General features: G+C 69.1%; 15 protein-coding genes and 1 pseudogene. 5 read left to right on the top strand and 11 right to left on the bottom strand.

All coding sequences use genetic code 11. The features are described from left to right. Positions 1-257: 257 nt before the first annotated feature. Positions 258-3,437, top strand: coding sequence for a hypothetical protein (locus O0S08_RS32340; RefSeq protein WP_269033230.1), 3,180 nt, complete (start codon positions 258-260; stop codon positions 3,435-3,437). Positions 3,438-3,831: 394 nt separating this feature from the next. Here O0S08_RS32340 and O0S08_RS32335 read toward each other — a convergent pair whose 3' ends face one another. Then, on the bottom strand, positions 3,832-3,993 hold the full coding sequence (locus O0S08_RS32335) for a hypothetical protein (RefSeq protein WP_269033229.1): 162 nt from the start codon (positions 3,991-3,993) through the stop codon (positions 3,832-3,834). Position 3,994: 1 nt separating this feature from the next. On the opposite strand from O0S08_RS32335, the gene O0S08_RS32330 reads away from it, so the two are divergent. Next, positions 3,995-4,771 carry a hypothetical protein gene (locus O0S08_RS32330; protein ID WP_269033228.1) on the top strand — a complete coding sequence of 259 codons (777 nt, stop codon included), beginning with the start codon at positions 3,995-3,997 and terminating at the stop codon, positions 4,769-4,771. A 3-nt stretch (positions 4,772-4,774) separates the two neighbouring features. Here the strand turns inward: O0S08_RS32330 and O0S08_RS32325 are convergent, their stop codons facing one another. Genes O0S08_RS32325 through O0S08_RS32315 form a run of 3 tightly spaced genes read right to left on the bottom strand, consistent with a single transcriptional unit; the run spans position 4,775 to position 9,844 of the window. Continuing rightward, positions 4,775-6,472, bottom strand: coding sequence for a hypothetical protein (locus tag O0S08_RS32325; RefSeq protein WP_269033227.1), 1,698 nt, complete (start codon positions 6,470-6,472; stop codon positions 4,775-4,777). A 16-nt stretch (positions 6,473-6,488) separates the two neighbouring features. Beyond that, positions 6,489-7,484 (bottom strand): hypothetical protein, encoded by a 996-nt coding sequence (locus O0S08_RS32320; protein ID WP_269033226.1) that lies wholly within the window; start codon positions 7,482-7,484, stop codon positions 6,489-6,491. Then, positions 7,481-9,844 carry a protein kinase domain-containing protein gene (locus tag O0S08_RS32315; protein ID WP_269033225.1) on the bottom strand — a complete coding sequence of 788 codons (2,364 nt, stop codon included), beginning with the start codon at positions 9,842-9,844 and terminating at the stop codon, positions 7,481-7,483. Before O0S08_RS32315 ends, O0S08_RS32320 begins: the two co-directional genes overlap by 4 nt. 806 nt (positions 9,845-10,650) lie before the next feature. Between O0S08_RS32315 and O0S08_RS32310 the strand changes: the two genes are divergently transcribed. Then, the gene (locus O0S08_RS32310; protein WP_269033224.1) at positions 10,651-11,178 is read left to right on the top strand and encodes a DUF1622 domain-containing protein; all 528 of its coding nucleotides are present in this window, start codon (positions 10,651-10,653) and stop codon (positions 11,176-11,178) included. A 168-nt stretch (positions 11,179-11,346) separates the two neighbouring features. On the opposite strand, the gene O0S08_RS32305 is transcribed toward O0S08_RS32310, so the two are convergent. The 3 genes from O0S08_RS32305 to O0S08_RS32295 all read right to left on the bottom strand — a co-directional run bounded on the left by O0S08_RS32305 (position 11,347) and on the right by O0S08_RS32295 (position 15,006). Next, positions 11,347-12,702 (bottom strand): hypothetical protein, encoded by a 1,356-nt coding sequence (locus O0S08_RS32305; protein ID WP_269033223.1) that lies wholly within the window; start codon positions 12,700-12,702, stop codon positions 11,347-11,349. Between the two features lie 164 nt (positions 12,703-12,866). Beyond that, on the bottom strand, positions 12,867-14,141 hold the full coding sequence (locus O0S08_RS32300) for a myxococcus cysteine-rich repeat containing protein (protein ID WP_269033222.1): 1,275 nt from the start codon (positions 14,139-14,141) through the stop codon (positions 12,867-12,869). A gap of 385 nt (positions 14,142-14,526) precedes the next feature. After that, on the bottom strand, positions 14,527-15,006 hold the full coding sequence (locus tag O0S08_RS32295) for a carboxymuconolactone decarboxylase family protein (protein WP_269033221.1): 480 nt from the start codon (positions 15,004-15,006) through the stop codon (positions 14,527-14,529). 288 nt (positions 15,007-15,294) lie between these two features. Here O0S08_RS32295 and O0S08_RS32290 point away from each other — a divergent pair, with 288 nt between their 5' ends. Both O0S08_RS32290 and O0S08_RS32285 read left to right on the top strand, forming a co-directional pair. Beyond that, entirely contained in the window at positions 15,295-16,518 is a 1,224-nt protein-coding gene (locus tag O0S08_RS32290; protein WP_269033220.1) for an adenylate/guanylate cyclase domain-containing protein, read from the top strand. A gap of 799 nt (positions 16,519-17,317) precedes the next feature. After that, positions 17,318-18,325, top strand: a complete 1,008-nt coding sequence (locus O0S08_RS32285) for a hypothetical protein (RefSeq protein WP_269033219.1) — start codon at positions 17,318-17,320, stop codon at positions 18,323-18,325. Positions 18,326-18,353: 28 nt separating this feature from the next. Here the strand turns inward: O0S08_RS32285 and O0S08_RS32280 are convergent, their stop codons facing one another. From O0S08_RS32280 to O0S08_RS32265, 4 genes and pseudogenes are all read right to left on the bottom strand, one after another. Then, positions 18,354-18,680 (bottom strand): ParB N-terminal domain-containing protein, encoded by a 327-nt coding sequence (locus O0S08_RS32280; protein ID WP_269033218.1) that lies wholly within the window; start codon positions 18,678-18,680, stop codon positions 18,354-18,356. 631 nt (positions 18,681-19,311) lie between these two features. Continuing rightward, positions 19,312-19,524, bottom strand: coding sequence for a DUF3606 domain-containing protein (locus tag O0S08_RS32275; protein ID WP_269033217.1), 213 nt, complete (start codon positions 19,522-19,524; stop codon positions 19,312-19,314). Positions 19,525-19,679: 155 nt separating this feature from the next. After that, positions 19,680-19,907 (bottom strand): annotated as a pseudogene (locus O0S08_RS32270) (DUF3072 domain-containing protein); the annotation flags it as partial. Positions 19,908-20,131: 224 nt separating this feature from the next. Next, on the bottom strand, positions 20,132-21,346 hold the full coding sequence (locus tag O0S08_RS32265) for a cytochrome P450 (RefSeq protein ID WP_269033215.1): 1,215 nt from the start codon (positions 21,344-21,346) through the stop codon (positions 20,132-20,134). Positions 21,347-21,652 lie beyond the last annotated feature (306 nt).

The following is a 21,652-nucleotide window of genomic DNA, read 5'->3' as shown; positions in this document are numbered from 1 at the left end:
CGCAACGAGCAATTGCGGGGGATTCCTGGGGAGTCGAGATTGCGTCGGAGCACTCGCGCCAGTTCGCGCGGATGTCGAGTCGAGGCGAGCAGGGGGATTGATCGTGTTCGAAGAAGCTTCCCGGCCGTGCCCGAACAAGACCGGCCGGCCGGTTGTCTTGCGCCGCTGGGCGTCGCCTCATAGTTGGTGGGGTCGCAAGCAGCTCTCGTCGCATCGATGCAGGAGCGCGTGCGAGTCTCATCAGAAAGGAAATGACCATGGGGATGTCGAATCTACCGGGAGCGGACGGCCGTCGCGGCGAATCGGCAGCAGCGGCCTCGTCGCCGAGCGAATACATGATCCCGATGCCGGGCTCGCCGGCCGGCCGGACCGGGCCGGCGAAGCCTTTCACTGTTCACATCATTCAACCGCTCGCGGAGCTCACCGAATGCAAGGCGGATTCGGAGTTGTGGCTCGCGGGCGCTGCGACTCATGTGCTCGGCGGATTCTCGCCGGCGCACACGCTCCTGCCGCCGGCGCCCCCGCCTTTCCTGGAAAGCGGGATCCCGGTCCAGCCGAACCTTCCGGTTCGCGCGGCGAGGTTGCGCTCCGGCGCCGCGTACCCGCAGGCCAGGCTCGCCGCGGTGGTGAGCGAGGTTGCGATCGTGCGGCCGCGAGCCAATGCGTACCTCGACACGGTGAGGAAGCAGCTGCTGTCGCCGTGGCAGGGTCAGTACGGCTTCGTCGATGACTACGGGTACGTCGTCGACCGCAAGATCCCCGAGGGCACGCCGATGACCATCGGCGAAGGAGGGTTGCATACCGCGATCGCTATCATTGCGCTCGTCACGGGCAACTACGAGCCGGACGCCTGGGAGGCGCAGTCGGTCAACCCGGCCGTCGAGAAGTTCCTCGATACGCTCGCCACGCACAGCTGGGGCAACCAAGACGGGTTCGGGCGGAAACACCCGATCCGTCACCCGGACGACTACGACTGGGACAAGAACGGGAAGCGGCTGCGCAACAGCCCGATGACCAAGGACAGCTTCGGGGCCATCATGGCGGCGTGCAACTACGCCTATCATTGCCCCAATTCATCGCCTGCGGTGCGTGCCAAGGCCAAGGATCTGGTGCAGAAATGGATGGACTACCTGGTCATCCATCAGTGGCGGCTCCACTCGAGCACGCACCCGAGCTACCTCGAGGGCGAGTGGGAGGAGAAGGACGATCAATACGCGAACCTGTTCAGCGGTCCGAATCAGGAGCCGAAGGCGCACAAGGGGCCTGAGGCGTTCCTCTTGTTCCCGCACGAGGTCTATGCCCTGAAGACGGTGGGCGCCGCGCTCGGGCTCAGCACGGCACAGATTCGGCCGTGGGAGGTCGATCTGCCGGTCGGGCTCGGGCAGACGGTCGTCGACATGGTCGCGCCGTACCTCGCCAATCTGGCGGCGCATTACCTCGGGGGCGTCTTGTCTTCGCTGAAGATCGAGATCCCTTATTCGATCGACTTCGGGACCGAGCCGGTGTGGGCGCTCAATGACGCTCTCGTCATCGATCCGCTGCCCGCGGAAGTGCAGGACAAGGTGGTCGAGCAGTTCCGCAACGTCCTCGCCGACGCGATTCGTGAGGTCTTTCGTCTCTACTTCCTGGGCGAGTTCCAGGAGGCCGAACTCGCGGGGATTGCCGTCAACGCGATCCTCGACCAGATGCCCGACACCCTCGGGAAGGACAGCTGGCGGTCGGTCCTGATGCGGGCCATGGAGGCGCTGGACCGCTGGCTCGACGCCGATGGCATCATCGAGGTCTTCACCTTCGTTCTCAGTCTGCAGCTCCTGAAGAAATTCAACAAGGCCGACGTGACCAGCTACACCGCCTGGTCCTTCGTGGCAGAAATGGAGAATTCGCGGGAGATGACCGCCCTGTTGACTCCATTCGTACAGGAGTTCTGGGGGGGAATCCGGACGCACGGGAATCCGAATGGTCTGTGGGCGTGGTTGGCCCGCGACATGGCGCGGGTCGATGAGCAGATCGCGCTGTTCGAGGCGAACGACCCGGCCAGATGGGACAACTTCGCCTACGGCTCGACGAAGTTCGATGAGTGGATGGTCTCGCCCAACGAGGGCGAGCGGGCCTCGCCGCGCATCGATTACCTCGTGATCGCAGGCCTGGTGGAGAAGGGCCTGCCGAAGAGCTTGGTGGAGACCGCAGTCGATTGGTGGTCCACGTTCGCCGGCGAGGCGAACAAGGCCGTCGATGCGCTGATCAAGGCGATCAAGGAGAAGTTCGAGGCGGCCGGGTCCTACGTCCGCGAGATCATCCATGCGAGTGGCGAGCGTCTACGCGAGATCTGGGAGGCGAACGGCCGCTACACCCGCGAGATCGTCAAGGCCGGCGGCCAGGTGGTCGACCGATTGATCAGCGAGCTAGGCGGCGAGGTGAGGCGCTGGCTCTACACCGCCGAGGGGGTGCTAGAGCACTTCATCCGCTGGGAGAACCTGCTGCCGGACGGAAGCTTATCCGACTCGGAGATCGTGGAGCGCATCATTCGCAGCGCCCAGGGCGTGTTGGAGAGGTGGACGTACCGGGCGGAGCACGTGTTCGAGAGCTACCACCGGTGGTGGCGCTCGGCGGTCGACGGGACGGTCGCGGCGATTGACAACGTCGAAAGGCAGATCCGTGATCTGTCGGGCCTGTTGACCGCCGTCACCTGGTCAACGTCGGGCGTGTTCGAGACGAGCCGTCGCTGGTGGCGCTCGACGGTCAACGGGGCGGCGGAGGCGCAAGATCTCGTGGAGATGACGGTCCGCGAGGCGAGCGGGGCCCTGACGCGGTGGACGTGGAGCGCTGCGGGCCACGTCTTCGAGACCACCACGAAGTGGTGGCGTTCGGCGAGCGACGGTGCTGCGCAGGCGGGGGACCTGATCGAGAAGACCGTCCGCGACGTGTCGGGCGTCCTCGACCGCTGGATCTGGAGCCCCGGAAAGGTGCTCCAGCGCCACACGAAGTGGTGGCGCTCGGCCGTGGACGGGTCGGCCGTCGGCGCCGACCTCGCCGAGTCGGTGGTGCGAGACGCGGCCGGAGTCCTGCAGAAGTGGACATACACGGCCCAGGGTGCGTTCGAGAGTTACAGCCGTTGGTCGAAATCGACGATCAGTGGCACGGCCGAGGCCGTGGACATGGTCGAGCGGCGACGGCGTGACGCGTCCGGAAAGCTCGAGAAGTGGCTGTTCAGCGGAGGTGAGATGCAGAAATACTGGCGCTGGGTCAATACGGGACCCGATGGCAGCGCTACCGCCGACATGCTGCGCGAGCGGATCACGAAAGCGGCGAACGGTGAGCTCATCGTCGATCTCTGGAACGAGCTCGGTCACCATACGAAGTCGATCTTCGACAAGTTCGGTGATTTGATCGGTGGGACGAGCATTCCGCAGCCGTCGTGGCCGATCCCCTGGTTCTAGCGGCCGTTGAGGCGTGATGCGCCGGCGCCGAGGGTGGCTCTCGGTCGCTGACGGGTGCGTGGGTCGCCCGCCCGATCGCCTTGCTCATGCTCTCCCTCGGAAGGGCGCTGGCCAGGTGAAGTGAGCTCCGCGCGGAGTCTGGCCCCCCGATGACGCTTGTCGGTCGCGGAGATCGCGCCGCTGCTGCCGCCAACAGGTCTCCGGTCCAGCTGCTCGGGTGCGCGCGTTTTGCTACCCTGCCTTGGATGAGGCGCTCAGCTCTCGTGCTTGCTTCGCTTCTGGCCTGCGGCAACGACGGTGGTACGAGCGGGTTCTCCAGCTCGGGACCGGGCGTTACGACCGTGCCGCCAAGTACGAGCGGGTCAGGCGGCAGCTCTTCGACCAGGTGGGAGGGTCAGGACTCGACCTCCACGTCCTCCTCGACCTCGACTTCGGCGGACGCGGGCAGCAGCGGCGAGACGAAGCTCGACATGCCTGTTCCGGACGGCGGCATGCCCGCCCCGCTCGGCTGCCAGGGGAAGATCGACTTTCTGTTCGTCATCAGCAGCAGCGGCACGATGGCGAACGCCCAGCAGCGGCTGCTCGCGGCTTATCCCGAGTTCATCGGGGCGATCGAGGCGGAGTTTGCCGACTTCGACCGGCACATCCTCGTCACCGACGGCGACGCCGTGTATCAGATGGGGGACTGTTCGCTGTGTGCGGACCCCGAGGACTGCGACCCAGGCAGTATGGAGAAGGCGTGCGGCATCCCGCTCCAGGCCTGCGACAAGAAGGTCGGTGCGGGCATCGTCTTCCCGATCGGTGAGAAGGCCACCAACCGCCGGTGCGACCTGTTCGGCGGACGTCGCTACCTCATCGAGGGCGAGCCGGACCCGCTCGCCGCGTTCGAGTGCATCGCCACTGTGGGCATCGGTGGCGATGGTGGGCGCGCCGCTGAGGCCATGGTCGCAGCGCTCACCGACGATCTCAACGGCTACAAGCGGTGCAACGACGGGTTCCTCCGCGACGACGCGCTCCTCGTCGTCACCCTCATCAAGGACAACGGCGACGGGGACTCGCAGGGGGAGCCGGAAGACTGGGTCGAGGCGCTCTATGCGGCCAAGGGCGGTGACAAGGACGCCGTGCTCGTCCTCGTCATTACGAGCGACTCCGACATCTGGCCGAGCCTCTGCTTTCCGGGCGAGCCACCAGACCCAACCGGTCGTCTCCGCATCTTCGCCGACATGGTCGAGCACGGTTATATCGGGTCGATCTGCGCGCCGAGCTACGGCCCCTTCTTCACCGACGTGGTGTCGAAGGTCCGGCCGCTCTGCGACGCCTTGATTCCTCAATAGCGATCAAGGAGCATGGACCCGAAGGATGGCGCGGACCGTGCCGTTCACGGTCTCGAAGCCGCCCCAGGCGCAGAATCCCCATCTGTCGCACGCCAGGCCCGCGGCCCCGTCGTCCGCCATGTCGAGGCCGTCATGCTGGGCCTGCCAGACCAGCGGCTCGTCCAGGTCGAGGAAGGCGTAGAGTGCCACATCGGTCTGGTTGCCGAGCGTGCGAGCACCGGCGCTGACGACCTTGCCCTCGCGGTCGCAATCGATCCCGAACGTCTGCGTGTCGGCGAGCGGTTCGCTGCGGCGGCCCGCCGAGGTGCCCGCGGCGTCGATCCACCGCACGAGGGGCTGCGGCTTGGAGCCCACGGGCTTGTCTCGCGTCCAGCCGCCAGCGAGGAGGGCTGAGCCACAGCGCTTGAGTGAGCGCGCCGAGTCGTGCGGGAGGAAATCACCGCTCGAGGTCCACGTGCTGATGCGGCCGCCATCGGGGTACAAGCGGATGACGAAGGTCCGTTGAAAGGTGTCCGGAGCGTTTTCCGCTGGCCGGAACTCGCGCTCGCCGACGACGAAGACCTCGGCGGTGTCCGGATCGGCCAGCACGGCGAGCACCTTCTCGCTCCGGTCGTTCGGTATGTCCTTGTGTGCTTCGTTCGCCGTGAAAGGCGCCTTGAGTACGTCGACCCATGGGCTCGTCTGCTCGTGGAACCCGATCACCAGCCCGTCGTACCTGGGCGGGTTCGCGTTCGTGAGCCGTGAGCCGACCATCACGATTCGCTCGTGGGGCCACCGCACCTTGGCCACGCCCGCGGCCTGGTCGCCGAGCTCTCCGGTGGTCTCCCAGATGAGCGACCCCTCCGGAGTCAGGAGCGCCACGTAGGGCCGTGTCTTGCCCCCCTCGATCAGGTTGCCGGCGATGGCTAGATAGCCGTTTTCGTCGAGCGCCACCGCCACGCCGGCCGACGCGGCGTTCTTGACCACCTGCGATGCCGACCACTCCTGGACGGTGCGCGGCCATCCGGGACGCGGGGCACACGACTTCGGGTCGAAGCGCCAGAGCGTCGTCCGCGGGCCGCCGCCACTGTCGCGGAAGCCGATCGCCACGACGTCCCCGTCGTCGAACACCAGGTTGTTGATGCCGCTCTGAGTGGCGACCAGCGTGTCCTGGAACGTGCAGCGCACGGCCCCGGACGCCGGCAGCTTGACCTCGACCTCGGCGGTGGCCTCGGCGACCCCACCCTTGCCGTCGAAGGCGCGCGCGGTGAACGTGTGCGGCTCCTTGTTGAACTTCGCCGACGTGACCTCGAACGTGTACTCGAGGCTGTCGGGCGGGCCGCTGGCGACGATCTGCCCCTCCCGCGAGATCTGGACGTTCGTGACGTTGCCGCGGACCTTCAGCGTGGCGATCGAGGGCCCGGCTTCGCTCAGCATCGAGGGTTCGAACTCGAACAGCTCGATCACCGGCGGTGCGTCGTCCGGCTCGCCCGTGGTCAGGGTGGTGGGCGTGGGACCGGGGTCGTCATCCGTCGTCGCGCTGGCGCCGGTCACCGTTTGCACGTCGCCGGTGGGCACCGGGGAGTCCGAGCTCCCGGAGGAGGACGTTCCCGGCTCGCCGGAGCTACAGCCCGATTCGGGGCAGAGCTCGAGCGGCGGCCACGGTGCGACGCAGGCGGAGGCCAGCGCGAGCAGGGAGAGCAGGCAGAGGGGGCGGGACATCGATGGCTCCGGATCGTCAGAAACGTGCCCGCAGCACGAGGCCGCCGGGGACGGGGAGGAGGGCGGCCTGCGAAGATTTGCGCGCCAGCCGGCGGGCGCCGACGCCGAGAAGCACGGCGGCGACGACGAGCGCGGCGCCGCCGGCGAGTGCTGTCCCGAGAGTCATGTTGGCCTTGCTCTGGTAATCGGCCCGCAGCTCGGTGTCGCGGTCGAAGGCGGCGGCGTCGTCCGCGTCGACGGGTGTGTCCTGGAAGGTGAAGCCATCGTTTCGCGCGTCGACCATCTTCGCCGCCGCGTAGGCAGCCACGCCTCCGAGCACCAGCCCGGCGCCGAGCGTCAGACCGCCAGCGATCGCCAGCCGGCGGCCCGGGACGACCTGTGCTGCGTCTTGCCCTGGCACGGTCGGGACGAGCGCCAGGACCGGCGCCTCACGCCCCGGTCGAGGAGCGGCGTCGGGCGGCGGCCGGACTGGTTCCGCAAAGGGCGGTTCGGGTCGCCGTCGCGTGTTGGCGTCCAGCGGCGGCAGAAGATCATCCTCTCCACGGACGCCCGCGGCGCTCGCCTGCAGTGCCGGCGGTTCGACTGGCGTCGCGCGAGTCGGCTCGCTCCTCGGCGGCGGGCTCACCCGCGCGACCCGGGGTTTGGAGGTTGTCGGACGGGTCTCTCGCTCGGCCGAGCAACGCGGCTTGCGGAGCTGTTCGCGCGTCCTGAGTTCGGTCAGAGCCTCGGCGAGGCTGGCCGGCTGCGCGTCGGCGTGCGCCTTGCGGAGTTGCTCAAAAGACCGTCGTGCCGCGCACAGATCTCGGTCATCACCTGTCTTATCGTACAGGCCGAGATACAACCGGTGTGCCGCGAGGAGATACTTCGCGCGGTGCTCTGGCGGCGTGGCCTCGTCCTTCGCGCGCCGGACGAAGAGCTCGGCCTTGCAGCGGTTGTCTCCGGTCGGACAGGTCGCCGGCGCGGCCTGTTGCAGCGCGAGCAGGAGCGAGAGGGCGCTGGTGGCGGCGCTCATGGGGTGTACTCCTCGGTGAACGTGACCGCGTCACGTGCGGGCTCGAAGCGGATGGCGGCTGCGGCGTCGAGAACACAGCGAGCGAGCTCCGGCGCGTCCTCGCCGACCGGGGCGACTTTCGCGAAGGTGTCCCGTCCTGGGGCCGTCGTGAACTCGACGATGAGCAAGCCCCCCGCGAGCTCGGCGCAGTGGCGCAGTGCGGCGGCGTGGACGGCGTCAGAAAGGGCTTCGCGCGCCTCGGGCAGCCGAGCGGTACGACGCGCGGGCGTCTCGGGGCTGGGCCTTACAGCCGTTGCGTCAGGCGTGACGCTGGTGGGCGTCGCTGTCGCCTGCGGTGCGGAACCTTGCTCAACCTGTCCTTTCGGCCAGGTGGACCACACGCCGATGCCGGCGACCGCCAGGACGGTGGCCAGAGACGCACCCCGGACCCATCGCGGGGCGCCCGGCGTCGTCATGGGGAACGCCGGCGCCGTCGTCGTGCTGGCGGTGGTCGAGTTCATCGTGGACGTGGTCGCGGCGACGGAGGTGGCCGGTACGCGCGCTGCGTCCTTGTCCTCGTGCTCGCCCAGCTCCACCGCGAGCGCGAGCTCGAGGTGGTCGATCAGGCCGGCGATGTCCACGCGGTCGTCGGGATCCGCCTCGAGGGCGAGCATGATCGCGTCGGCCAGGTCCTCGCTGCAGTTCGGCGCGTGGCGCTGGGGCGGATCGATCGGCTCGCCGCGACGAGTCGCGACCTTGCCCGTCAGGAGCCGGTAGAGCAGGAGCCCGAGCGAGTACACGTCGCTGCGCTCCGTCCACGGCTTGCCCTGCCGGGTCTCGGGCGCCGACCACTCCGCGCCCTCGTGCCGGGGCAGCGGAGGGACGCGATCCTCCGGCAGCGTCGGGTTTCGCAGCGGCACCCTGGCGTAGAAGCGATCGCTGAGCTGCACGCAGTCCATGTCGAGCAGGGTGACGAGGGGATCGCGGCGCAGGTCGATCATCACGTTGCGCGCGTGCACGTCGCGGTGAAGCACGCCGATCGCGTGAAGGGCGGCCAGACCTCGAGCGGTTTGCAGACCCACGCTCGCCACTTCGAACGGACGAAGGCGCGTCGCGGGCGAGCAGTAGGCCGCTGCCACGGTGCCCGGCGCGAGGGCCATTGCGAGGTATCCCAGCTCCGGGGAATAATCGTAGTAGCGGGGTAGGGTCGGGTGCTCGAGCGCGGCCAGGATCCGCGACTCCAATTCGAGTCGGCGACATTGGTCCGGGTCCTTGCGCCCGGCGTCCGTCAAGATCTTGAGAGCGACGTAGATCCCGCTCCCCCGGTGATAGGCGCGGAACACGTCGGTCTTGAGCGTGCTCCCGAGGAGCTCGATGCGCTCGTAGCGGCCGTCGAACAGAGGGAGCGGCCTGTGCTCCGGATGGGCGTCGCGGACCGCCTCGAGCCTCCTGCCGAGCTCGGCCGCGCTGGCGATCCGGTCGTCTGGCTCGAAGGAGAGGGCGGCCGCGAGGACCCGTTCCAGGTCGGGCGGGACTTCGGCGCCGGGGGCCAGCTCTCGCACCGCCGGCGGCGCCTCGCCGCACTCGGGGACCCTGCGCGTCAACAGGCAGAACAGCGTCGCACCCAGGGCGTAGACGTCGAAGCGCGGGTTGGGCTCGACGTGGCCGGCTTCGAGCGGCATGAAGCCCAGGGTGCCGATCGCCCAGCCTTCGCGGGTCGGCTGGCGCGGGGGGATCGGGGTCGAGTGCGGGCGCAGTCGGTCGAACTCCGCCAGGACCTTGGCGTGGCCGAGGTCGATCAGCTTGACCCCGCGAGGGCCGACGACGACGTTGTCCGGCTTGACGTCGCGGTGGATCACGCCGCCGTCATGGAGCGCCTGCAGGGCCCCGGCGAGCGAAATGCCGATGTCGACCACCTCGCGCCACGGGAGCGGACCGCCACGTTCGAGGCGATCGCCGAGGCTCTGCCCCGGCACGTGCTCGAGAGCCATGAACGGGTGGCCGTCGGGCGTGACGCCGAAGTCTCGGACCGTCACGAGGTTGCAGTGCTGAATGTTCGCCAGCACCTCGCACTCCGCCTCGAAACGGCGCAGCACGCCCGGGTCTGGATGTCGGGTCCGCAGAATCTTGAGGGCGGCCTCGCTCGGGGTGACCATGTCACGCGCGAGCCACACTTCGCCGAACGTGCCGCCGCCGAGCCTCCGCTTGAGCCTGAAGCGGCCGTGGACCACCATGCCGCTGCGCTCCTTGTCGTGGCCGACAGGTTCGACGGGCCCCGCCGGCGCGGGCCGACCCGTGGTGCGCTCGTCGTTCGGCCTGGGATCCGCCACGGCCATCGTCTCCTCCAAATTCTCGAAGGGTGAGTGTTGGCCGCTGTCCACGGCGCGAGGATGCCATGGAGCCGCGATCCCTTGCTACAGCGAAGCGCTCTGCCTGGGGTGCGGGTGTGTGGGCAAACTCGAGGGACCCAACACCGTGTACCTGCACGCTTCCCACTCCTGAAGGGGCGCCCGAGGACCGACCGGCTCAACGCGTCGAGCTGCGCGGCCCGCCGCAGGAGTGGCCGGCTTCCACCGACCTACGAGGTTGGTGCGTGTCCGTTCGGCGAGCGGCTCGGCGAAGATGTAGCGATTGAACGGACCCTCGCAGAAGCTCTCGTCCAGGAGGTGGACGGCGTCGTCCGACCATTCTTGCGGCGCGGGTGGCGCCAGCTCCGACCGAACTGCCATGCGGAGCATCGACGGTATCTCGCGCTCGAAAGGCTCCGGGCTGCCGGGCAGCGTGGGCTCCCGAACCACGCCCCGGTACTTTCGCCTGTTGTTCGTCGGGGTCCTTTACCGCTTCGCGGTCTTACCTTCTTCTCTTGATTCGTCGGCTTGCGACTCGCGCCCGATGCCAGCGATGCGAACACTACGTCGAGAACGCGAGGTCGTCGTACAAGCACGGCGACGAATGCAGCCACCCTCGGCAGACGATGCGAGGCTCGAACCCATCTCGCGCAGCGCGCCCCGATCGATGCGAGCCGCGGCGCCATTGTTCGCTACGGCCGAGCACGCTGGCCCGTGGGCGGCCCGCATGTTGCGCCGGCGAGCTCGCCGGGGCGATTCGCCGCGACGGAGCCGGGCGCTGCGGGCGAGACGATGCCGCGGCCGCGTCTGGCCGGGGCGGCGTCGACCATGATCGCAGCGTGGTGCGTCTCTCCCGCCTCGCTCCGCTGCTGCTGTGCGCCTGTCCCCTCACCGTGCGCATCGAGCACGGCGCGGCAGCCGAACCGGCCGCGGTCGAGCCCGCCCGCGAGACCTGCGAGAACGCCATCCCCGGCGCTTGCGCCACCGAGATGGTGCTGGCGTCCGTCGTCCAGTACATGACGTTCTTCGCCGAGCTGTGCGGGGCCCTGGTGATCGCCGCCGCGGTGCTGCGGGCGTTGGCCCGCTTCGTGCCGCACCTGCCCCACCGCGCCTCGCCGCGCGACACGTATCAGGACGAGATCCGGCTGCAGCTCGGCAAGTCGCTGGCGCTGGCGCTGGAGTTCGAGCTGGCGGCCGACATCCTCAAGACCGCGGTCGCGCCGACGCTGGCGGTGATCGGTCAGCTGGCGGCGATCGTGGTCCTGCGGACGCTGCTGAACTACTTCCTCGAGCGCGAGCTCCGGCTGGCGGAGAGCCGCGGGGCGGGGCGCGAGACGGCCGAGCCCGCGCGCCTGGGGCCGGTGTGACGGGCTCTTCGCCGATGCTCTGATCATTGCCGTAGCCGAGGTCGCCGTGGGTGCCGCGACCCAGCACGCGGGCATGTGGAGATTCGCGCGAATGAGCGGAGCATCAGGATCCCCGCGCGCCCCTCGCGGGGATCCTGCCTCGCCGCGGCGCCGCCCGCCCCGGCGCCGCTACTCGTACTTCGGCCGCTGGAACCGCAGCGTCGGCTGCATGCTCCCGAAGACGGACCACGTCGGCACCGAGATGTCCGTGGTCACGCCGGTCATCGGGTCGTAACGCAGCAGCGCGTGCTTGGTGGTGTTCCAGACGTCGCCGATCATGTACAGCTTGCCGTCGGTCGGGTGAAAGTCGCCGGCGATGTCGTTCCCCGGGGTCAAGTAACCGGTGTCGATGAAGGCCCCGCCGTGCTCCGGGACCGCGTAGATCTTGGTCGCGTCGGCCTGGTAGAATTTACCGGCCCCGTGGGCCGCGAACGACACCTCCGTGGCGAGGAAGGTGTCGGCGACCGTGCGCACGAGCGTGTCGGAGTCGAGGTCGACGACCTGGAACCCCAATTGTGTGTACGCCTTGACGTAGAGCTCATTGGTCGCTGGATCCCACGACGCGCCGAGCCCGGGGCTGATCGTGAGCGGGATCTTGCGCCACGCGACGCCGTCGTGACAATGAAGCTCCTTGACGGTCCAGTAGGCCAGACACAGCCCGTCGCCGACCCATTCCATGAACCCGGCGGTGTTCGGCAGCGCCGCCGGCCCGGGGCCGTGCATGCTCCACGTGCCCGCGTCGAGGCTGTACTTCCAGATCATGTTGGTATCCTCGGCGAGGATGTACACGTGATCGGCGGACACGGCCGGGGTGAGCAGGATGGTGCCGAGGTTCGCCGGCAGCGTCACCCACTGCTCGGTCCACCCCGCCTGGACGTTGTAGAGGTAGAACCGGGTCGAGAACGGCGGGCGCTGGGCCAGCACGGCGTACTTCGGCGCCTCGACGGCGCACGAAGCGTCGCAGCCGTCGCCCGCATCGAGGTTGCCGTCGTCGCAGCCCTCGCCCGCGTCCAGGTCGCCGTCGCCGCAGGCCATCTCGCCCTCGGTGGTCTCGCCCATCGAGGTCTCGCCGGTATCGTCCGTCGTGGTGCCCTCGGTCGTCGTGCTCGTGCCCGATGTGCTGGTGTCCGAGGTGCTCGTGCCCGAGGTGCTCGTGTCCGAGGTGCTCGTGTCCGAGGTGCTCGTGTCCGAGGTGCTCGTGTCCGAGGTGCTCGTGTCCGAGGTGCTCGTGTCCGAGGTGCTCGTATCCGACGTGCTCGTGTCCGAAGTGCTCGTGTCCGAGGTGCTCGTGTCCGAGGTGCTCGTATCTGTCGATTCGGTCGTGCTCGAGCTCTCGGTGCCTGACTCGCTGTCGGTCTCCGCCCCCTCGGTCGCAGTCATCTCCCCCGCCGACCCCGAGATGGTCCCCGTCACGGTCACGTTGTTGTTCAGACAGCCCACGAGGGCCATCGGCAGGCCCCACGCGCACCAGGACGAGTTCCGCATGCGACCACAGTCGGCCGCAGAAGGGCCCCGGTCAAGTGGATTCATTCGCGCTCTCATGATCGTCGACTCCTATGATTGGACATGGCATTCCCGCCGAGTCCCGCCGCGCCGCGCGCGCCGGACCCGTGTGGCAGCTCACCCGTAATGGACGAGCGACCTCGCCTCTACTTCTTCTTCGCCGATCGCTGGAACCGCAGGTTCAACGACGCGCTGGTGCTGCTGAACGTGAAGGTCTTCGGCAGCGTCGTCGGCGCCCCGGTGAGCGGGTCGTACTCGATGAGCGACTGCACGTTGCCGCCGTTGTCGGTGACCACGTAGAGCTTGCCGTTCGTCGGGTGGAAGTCGCCGGTGTGCTTGGTGCCCACGACCGGAATCATCGTGTTGAGCTTGGCCCCGTTCTCGTGGTGGAAGCGGTAGATCCCCGTCCCGTCGGCGGTGTAGAACACGCCTTGCGCGTAGGCGCCGAAGCTCAGCTCGGTGGTCACCGAGGCGTCGAGGATCGTGCGCACGATCTCGTCGGTGTCGAGGTCGACGACCTGGAACCCGAACTGCTTGTACGTCTTGACGTACAGCTGATTCTCCACCGGATCCCAGGCGGACACGAGCCCGGGGTTGATCGTGAGGTCGATCGTGCGCCACGACTCGCCGTCGTGGCAGTGCACGAAGTCGACGGTCCAGTAGCCCATACACAGGCCGTCGCCGACCCATTGCAGGTACCCGGCGGCGTTCTCGGTCACGGCCGGCGCCAGCGCCCAGGCCTGCCACTCGCCGCTGTACATATCGTATCGGTGGATCTCGTTGCCGACGTCGGCCAGCACGTAGACGTGGTGGTCGGACACCGCCGGATACAGCTTGCTGACGCCGAGCGACGGCCGCGTCACCTTGGTCTCGAGCCAATTGGCGAGCAGGTTGAACACCGAGAAGGCGACGCTGCCGCCGGGGTGGCTGCTGATCACCGCGTACTTGATCGGCTCGGCCACGCATAGCGCCGAGCAGCCGTCGCCGTCAAAGACGTTGCCGTCGTCACACTCCTCGGCGCCGGCGACCACCCCGTCGCCGCACACCGGTGGCTCCTCGCCGGTCGAGTCGGTCGTGCTCGCGTCTCCGGTCGTGCTCGTGTCCCCGGTCGTGCTCGTGTCCCCGGTCGTGCTCGTCCCGTCCGATGTGTCGCCGGCGCTGTCGGTCGTGTCTCCCGTGCTCTCCGCGTCGGTCGTCGACCCCGCGGTCGTCGAACCCGCGGTCGTCGAACCCTCGGTCGTCGACTCCTCGGTCGTCGACCCCTCGGTCCCGGACTCGCTGCTCGACGCGTCGCCGGAGCTATCCGTCGTCGACGTGTCCCCGACCGAATCTGTCACCGTCGTCGTGACCGTGACATTGTTGTTCAAACAACCAGCGACCAGCGCCGGCATCCCCCATACACACCCTCGAATCATTCGCATCCCGGGGAGGATCCCCGCAGGCGATACAGCGGTCAAGCCGCGTCAATGACGGCTCGAGTGCGCAATTGCCCGTTGTACCCAGCGAACGCGAGCGCCGGCGCCGACGGCAGGACGCGCGGCGAATCGCGCGGTCCTGTCTCGATGCCAGGACTTCTCACCACACGATCGAGACGTCGGCGGACATTCAGGGGAGCTGGGCCAGGTTCGCCGCCAGCAGGTCGAGCAGCGCCTGCACGTCGGCCTGCGCATGACAGTCGACGATCCAGTCGTCGTTGTCGGGGGCGTTCCCGAAACCGTAGCGAATGCGTCGCTGCTCGAGCGTGTAGCGACTTCGCAGGCAGCGGCGCGCGAAGCCGCTTCGTTCGCGCCCAGGCCGCTCGCCGCCTCAGCCCGCCTTCATGTCGTCCGCGGTCCAGGCACGGCCGAGCGCGACCTGCTTCACCGCCACGTTCAAGCGGTTCCACAGGTTGATCTGCGCGATGTTCAGGACCAGGACGGCCAGCTGCTGCTCGTCGTAGTGCTTCGCCGCCTCGGCCCAGATCTCGTCGGTCACTGCGTCCGGACGATCGTCGATCCGCGTGAGCGCCTCGGTGAGCGCGAGCGCGGCCCGCTCGGCCTCGCTGAAGAAGGGAGTGTCGCGCCACGCCGCCACGCCGAACAGGCGCACGTCGCTCTCGCCGTGCTGCTTGAGCTCGCGCGCGTGCATGTCGACGCACACGCCGCAGCCGTTGATCTGACTGGCGCGCAGGTGCACGAGCTGGATCGTCGACGCCGGCAGCCCCTTGCCAATCGCCTTGCCGAGGGCGTGCAGCGCCTGCAGCGCCTCGGGCATCAGGAACACGGGATTCTTCATTCGAGCTTGCATGACACGGTCTCCTTCGCGGCCGCAGCGCCTCGCCGCGGCTCGTTCATCGACCTGACGATTCAGCCCCCCGCGGTTGTGACATGGCCCGCGAAAAAATCGTGAGGCTGGCCCGTAAGCGGCTCAGGCCGCCGCTGGGTCCCCTCAAACATGTTTGCGAGCCGCCTGGACAGGCGGGCCGCGACGAGCGCACCGGCAGCCCCGCGGCGACCGCGGCGAGTCGCCGACGCGCGGGCCTGCCCTCGCTTGTCCCCGAACGCCCGGTGCTGCCAAGATGGCTCGCCGGAGCCGATGACCGCCAGCTCACACGCGCGCGAGAGCCTTCTGATCGAGCTGTCGCGCAGTATCACCGAGGACACTCTCGCCGGCGTGCCCGAGCTCGCGGTCGTGCAAGGCGTGTGCGACCGGCTGGTCGCCGGCGGGGTGCCGCTGTCGCGAATGATCGTCGGCGTCGACACGCTGCACCCGCTCGTCGGCGGCCGGCTGTACACCTGGCGGCGCGACGTGGGTATCGAGTGCGACGAGATCACCCGCGAGGCGTCGTTGCCGACCGCGCCGATGTGGGTGGCGAGCCCGTTCCACCACCTGCTCGCCGAGGGCGAGTCGCTGTATCGCTTCCGGTGCCCGCCGGCGGACGGCCGCTACCCGTTCCCGGTGCTCGCGGAGCTCGCGGCGACCGGGATCACGGACTACATCGCGTGCGTCCACCGGCTCGGCGACGCCGTGAAGATGGGCGAGTTCGACTGCGTGTACTCGTCGTGGGGCAGCGACGCGCCCGCCGGTTTCGCCGAGGCCGACGTCGGCCTCGTCGCCGCGCTCGGCCCGTTCCTCGCCGCGGCGATGCTGTCATGCACGGTCCGCCAGATCACCCGAACCGTGGTCGAGACCTACCTCGGCGGCGACGCCGGCGGACGCGTCCTGCGCGGGGCGATCGCTCGCGGCGTCGCGGAACGCATCCGCGCAGTCGTGTGGTTCAGCGACCTCAAGGGCTTCACGAGCATGGTCGACTCGACGGACCCCGAACTCGTCCTCCCGTTGCTCAACGACTACGCCGACCCGCAGGTGGAGGCGATCCACGCCCACGGTGGCACCGTCCTGAAGTTCATCGGCGACGGCCTGCTCGGCATGTTCCCCGTCGGCGACAGCACCGCCGAGGCCGCCAGGCGCGCGCTCGCGGCAGCCGACGCGGCGCTCACCGCACTCGCGGAGGTCAGCGCTCGCCGGGTCGCCGTCGGCCTGCCCGCGACCGGCGCCTACCTCGCGCTGCACCTCGGCGACGTGTTCTACGGCAACATCGGCGGCGCCGCCCGTCTCGACTTCACCGTCATCGGCCCGGCCGTCAACGAGGCCGCGCGGATCTCGGCGATGTGCCGCCCGCTTGCGCAGGACGTCCTGGTCTCGCAGGCGTTCGCGGACGCCCTGTCCGTGGCCCGCACGCGCCTGGTCGCGCTCGGTAGCCACCGCCTGCGCGGCGTGGCCCAGGCCCAGGCCCTCTACGCAGTCGTCCCCGCCTGACCGTCCGCGCGGCCAGCTCTTCGCGTCTACGAGGCGCACTCAGGACCGGGACGCAGCCGGAAGTAGCACCACGAGAACAGACGCAGGTCCTCCATCAGCTCGACGCCGACAGGATCGAGCTCGCCGTCGCAGCACAGCGGGACTGCCGTTCTCCGCAGGTCGGGGCCACCACGGACAGCGCGAGCTCGGCGACGACGACTGAGGGGACCGAGCCGACGACCACGGACGTCGACTCGAGTGCCGCGCTGTCCTGACGTCCGTGTGGTGGACCACCTCGAACAGGAGGCGCGGAGGTCGGGTGGGTTCGCTGGTCGAAGCGACAGGAGGCGCGGGGCTGGGTAGCTGTGGGGTCCGGTGGCGAGGCCGCGCTCGATCGATTGCCATGCCGCTCAAACCGCGCCGTCGCCGGATTCAGCCACCGCACCGTCGTCGAAGTACCACCGACATTGTCCGGTAATCAGGGGGCTCGATCTCGATCGACGTGGCCTCCTCGTCCTCATCGCAAAAGGAGTCGTGACGTCGTCCGGTGGACAGAGCTCCGCCCGTTAGATGCCGGCCGTTCGACGGTGTCGCAGCCCGGGCGGGGTCCTGCTTTGCGACGCAAACTCACGCCACGCGTACCGCAGCTGGGAACGATGGACCTCGCTGGCGCGTTGCAATATATATCCCCGATCCATGGGGTTCACGGACGGCGTATGCATGTCCCCGTCGCGCGGTGCCTCGCCGAGATCACCGGCGCGGATCTCGAGCCGCGCTCGATGAACCCCCATCCTCAAATCCCCAAAAGAAGCTCATCACAATGCATCGCCTCTCGACTTCGTGTGCCGTCCTCGTCGTGCTCGCCCTCGGATGCAGCAGCAGCGCCGAGAAACCCAAGGCTGCTCCGGCCGCGCGCCCGGAGGCGACCCCCGTCACCAGCAAGACGCCCGCAGCCGACCCCTCGGATGTCGCCGAGCTGGTCTCGGGCGTCGGCATCGGCCTCGTCCGGGTCGGCATGACCCGCGCCGAGCTCGACGCCGTCGGCCTGGCGATCAAGCCCGGCGAGACGGCCGACGCGCTCCTCGCCGGCCCCTACAGGGCGACGCTCGAGGGCGATCGCGTCACCTCCGTGCGAGTCAGGCTCGCGGACCTCCCGGCAGGGGCGCGCGTGGGTGGGGCGGTGTTCACGGCGGGCGGCGGTACGACCATCAAGGACATCGCCGAGAAGCTGCCCGACTGCGGACCGCCGAGCTCGAACGTCGGCGGCGACGAGATCCTCTGCGATGGCGGCAAGACGCAGCTCCTGGCCTCCGGCCCGCCGGGGATCGTCACTCTCGCGGTCCATGCGCCGGCGCAGGCGGCCAAGCTGGCGAGCGCCGGCGAGGGCAAGTGGACCCATCCGCAGTTGCCGCTGAGCTTCTCGTACGACGCCCGGCTCCTCGAGGTCTCGCAGCGACCCGACGGCGCCGTGCTGAAGAGCGAGATCCTGGGCAAGATCGAGGACCGCTCGGGCGAGCGCGAGGACACTCCGCAGCCGCTCGTGATCACCGTCGCCGTGCGCCCCGTGAAGCGAAGCGAGGCGCTCGCGGCCGAGAAGATCGACGCGAAAGATTGCGAGAGCGCGTCGGTGGCCGGTCAGTCGGCCTGCCTCATCCGCGCAGGTTCCCACGACATGCAGCAGGAGCGGATCTTCGCCGAGGCGGGCGAGGGCGAGACGCTGCAGGTGACTTGCGACTATCTGGGCGACATGGGCCAGCCGAAGGTCCCGTTCGAGGCGCAAGTCAAGGCTTGCCGGCAGGTGTTCGAGTCCCTGGCGTACAAGCGCTAGCAGGGCGCGCGCAAGCACATGCTGGTCCTCACTCGTGATCGTCGCCGGCGAACTTGCGCGCGCGATGAGCCAGGTCGTCGAAGTTGCGCCCGCGCCGTCTCGCCTCGCGCTCGACGCTCTTGAGGTCTCCCCACTCGAACTCGATCGTCTCGAGCCCCATCTCCAGCGCCGCCTGCACCCGATGCGTGCCGTCGGCCACGATGTAGACCTCGAACCCGTTGGGCCGCTTGAACCGCACGATCGAGACCGGGTCGACGCCCTTGCCCTGCGCGAGCAGTTGCTTCTTCTCTTCGAGCACCGCAGCGTCGATGCGATGCAGCCGCCGGAGCCGGTGATCCGTAGGTGGGATGTCCATGGCGGGGATTGTCCCCGCAGCGGCTGCCCGGCGCAATACGGGCGAATTCAGCCGGCCCGGGAGGTCGTCTGCGTGCTCATTCCAGACCCTCGCCACCGGGTCGCTGCCGCGCAGGCCTGGAGCGTCTTTACCAGTACTCCAAGACGCAGGTCGAAGCCCGCGAGTCCTGGGGACTCGCGGGCTCTCAAGTGTCCGCAGAATTTCTGTGCCAGGATGCGGACTTGGGGCGAAAGGCGAGCGCGTTCAGGCGGTTGGCGAAACCCGGGTCCTGCTGCTCGAAACAATAGCGGCGACGCGAAGGGCTGCGTGACGAGGGCCGCGTTGTCGGTCCACGTTGAGGGTGACATTGAGCGTCCCGTCCGATCTGGGCACGCACGCCGCCGCGCTGCGGGCAGGATTCGCCGAGGTGCTCGGGCGGCGACGTACGAGACATGCGGGCACATGCGGGCAGGAGAGTGCGAGGGGTTGGAGAGCGGCTCTCCGGCCATTGCGCCCGTGATGCTGCGACCCGAAGCCGACCCGGGGTGGCCACGCAGCCGCGGCGTTGCGGGCAGGAGCCGAGCTCGCTCGGCAGGAGCGAGCGCCGTGTCGACTCGAGCTCGCGCTCGGGCGTCGACGCGAGCGACGCCGGTCAGGCGCTGCGATCGATGATTTGTTCGGGCCGGGCGCCCATGAGGTGCTTGCGGACGCGTTCGGTGTCGTTGCTGCCGACCGAGCGGATCGCCTCGCGCAGCTCGACCTCGGTGACGCCGAGCTCGCGCGTCCAGTAGTCGAGCTCCCAGTCGTGGTCGAGGTCGATCTTCTTCGGGTCGTGCGGGCCGTGGATCTTCTTCGCGTAACTCATGCCAGCGATTGTGAGGGCGGGCGATCGACGGCGCATGCGGGCTCAGGTGACGGCGCCGGGGCCGGCGCTCACTCGTCGAGGTCGTCGGGGCTGTAGTCCTCCTCGGGTCGGCCGCGCGAGGGCGGCCTCGTCGGTTCGTGCGAGTCGTCGTCGTGGCGGCCGCGGCCGGTGACGTGCTGCAGCGCGTCGATCCGCTTCGACGCCTCGGCCTTCGTCAGCGTCGCGTCGAACTCCTCGTGGGCCTCCTCGCACAGCGTCTTCAGGTACGACGCCTGGGCGTCGGTCATCCGCTCGTCGCCGGTGACCCAATCGTCCGGGTCCTTCTCGAGGTTGGAGGGGGCGTCGTGTTCGCGCGGTCCGAGCTTCGGGTTGTCCTTGCGCATGCATTCAGTGTACGGAGGTCGAGCGAATCGCCCACTCGCAGGCGCATGGCTCGCGGACGGCGGCGCCCGCGGCGGCCCCGGCCGGACGCCGCGCGGGCCGCGTCACGCCATGGTCGCGGCCGCTGGCGCCGCGATCGGGGTTTTGTAAATTTTGAAGAGGCGCGATTCGCCAGGCTGGCGAGGCCGAGGGAACATGGGAATACGGGGACGAATGCCCGGTGGCATCAAACGCCGAGGCGCACGCGCAGCTGCGACGGGCCGCGGTCTTGCAAGCTGGCGCCGCGGTAGTCGAATCCGCCGACGAGCTGCCACGATGGGAATCGCAGCAGCCCCTGCAGCGCCTCCTCGAGCTCGAGCCGGGCCAGGGGGCCGCCCGGGCAGTAGTGGGGGCCGATGCTGAAGGTCATGGGTCGGCCGCCGCGCGCGAGGTCGAGGCGGTCGGGATCGGGGTAGGCGGCGGGGTCGCGGTTGGCGGAGGCGAGGATCGGGAACACCAGCTCGCCCTGGCGGATCTGCTGGCCGCCGATCTCGAGGTCCTCCGCGGCCAGGCGATTGGTGGTCAGCACCGACGGCGCGAAGCGCAGCAGCTCCTCGATCGCCGGCCCGAGCAGGCCCGGGGTCGCGCGCAGGCGGGCGAGCTCGTCCGGGTGCTCGAGCAGGGCGAGCACGGCGCAGGCGATCTGATTGCGCGAGGTGACGTAGCCGGCGCCGACCATCTGGAAGCACTGGATCGTGACCTCCTCGAGCACTGCCGGGTCGTCGCGGTCGTCGCCGAGGAAGCGGCTGATCATGTCGTCTCCCGGCCGCGCGCGCCGCTCCTCGACGAGCGCCGCGAGCAGCCCGAACAGTTTGACGGACGAATCCGTGGCCCGCAGGGCGGGGTCCTCGTCGGTGGCGCCGGCGCCCGCGACCTGCATGATGTCGGTGGTCCAGCGGCGGAAGTCGGCCCGCAGCTCGCCGGGGAGGCCGAAGATCGCACACAGGACTTCGAGGGCGATCGGGTCGGCGAATTGCCACACCACGTCGAGCTCGCCGCCTCCGCCGGGCACGCTCGCCAGCGCGTCCTCGACGCTGGCGCGCACCTCGTCGCGCACGCGCTCGATCGCCGCGGCGCTGAAGCCCCGCATCACCAGGCCGCGGCTCCTGGTGTGCCGCGGCGGGTCGAGGAACCACAGCAGGCGCGACCACTGGCCGATCATCGCCGCGAGCTCGTCGGTGCCGTGCAGCGCGGGCATCAGCGTCGACAGCAGCTGGCGCGCCCGGGCATTGACCAGACGTCGATCGCGCACCGCGGCGGTGCAGTGGTCGTGACGGGCGAGGAACCACGCGCCGAGCGGGGCGTGGTAATAGACCGGGCACTCGTCGCGCAGCCGTCGCAGCAGCGGGTAAGGGTCGGCGAAGAAGTTTTTCGACAGGAGCGGGTATTCGGGCGACGCCATCGCGCCAGCATAGCCGCGATCGCGGCGCCGCCAGACTGCGATGATTCGCCGCCGGGCGGGCGTGGAACGATGATTCGCGGTCGGGCTGGCGCGGAGCGGGGATTCAGCGGTGGGCCTGCCGCTGAACGGGGAGTCACCGTAGACTGCGTAACGGTGGTTCCCCGGCGGGTCTGCCGCAGACCGAGGAGCTCCGGCGCGCCTGCTTGCCGAGGGAACGATGATTCGTCGGCGGGCCGCGGAGCGCGGATTCACGGCGGGCCCGCCGAAGAGCGATGGTTCATCGGCGGGCTCGCCACGGAACGGTGA

The sequence above is a fragment of the Nannocystis punicea genome (genome assembly GCF_026965555.1).
Lineage (GTDB): Bacteria > Myxococcota_A > Polyangia > Nannocystales > Nannocystaceae > Nannocystis > Nannocystis punicea.
The sequence above is the reverse complement of the archived record's forward strand: the minus strand, read 5'-3'. Positions and strand labels throughout refer to the sequence as shown.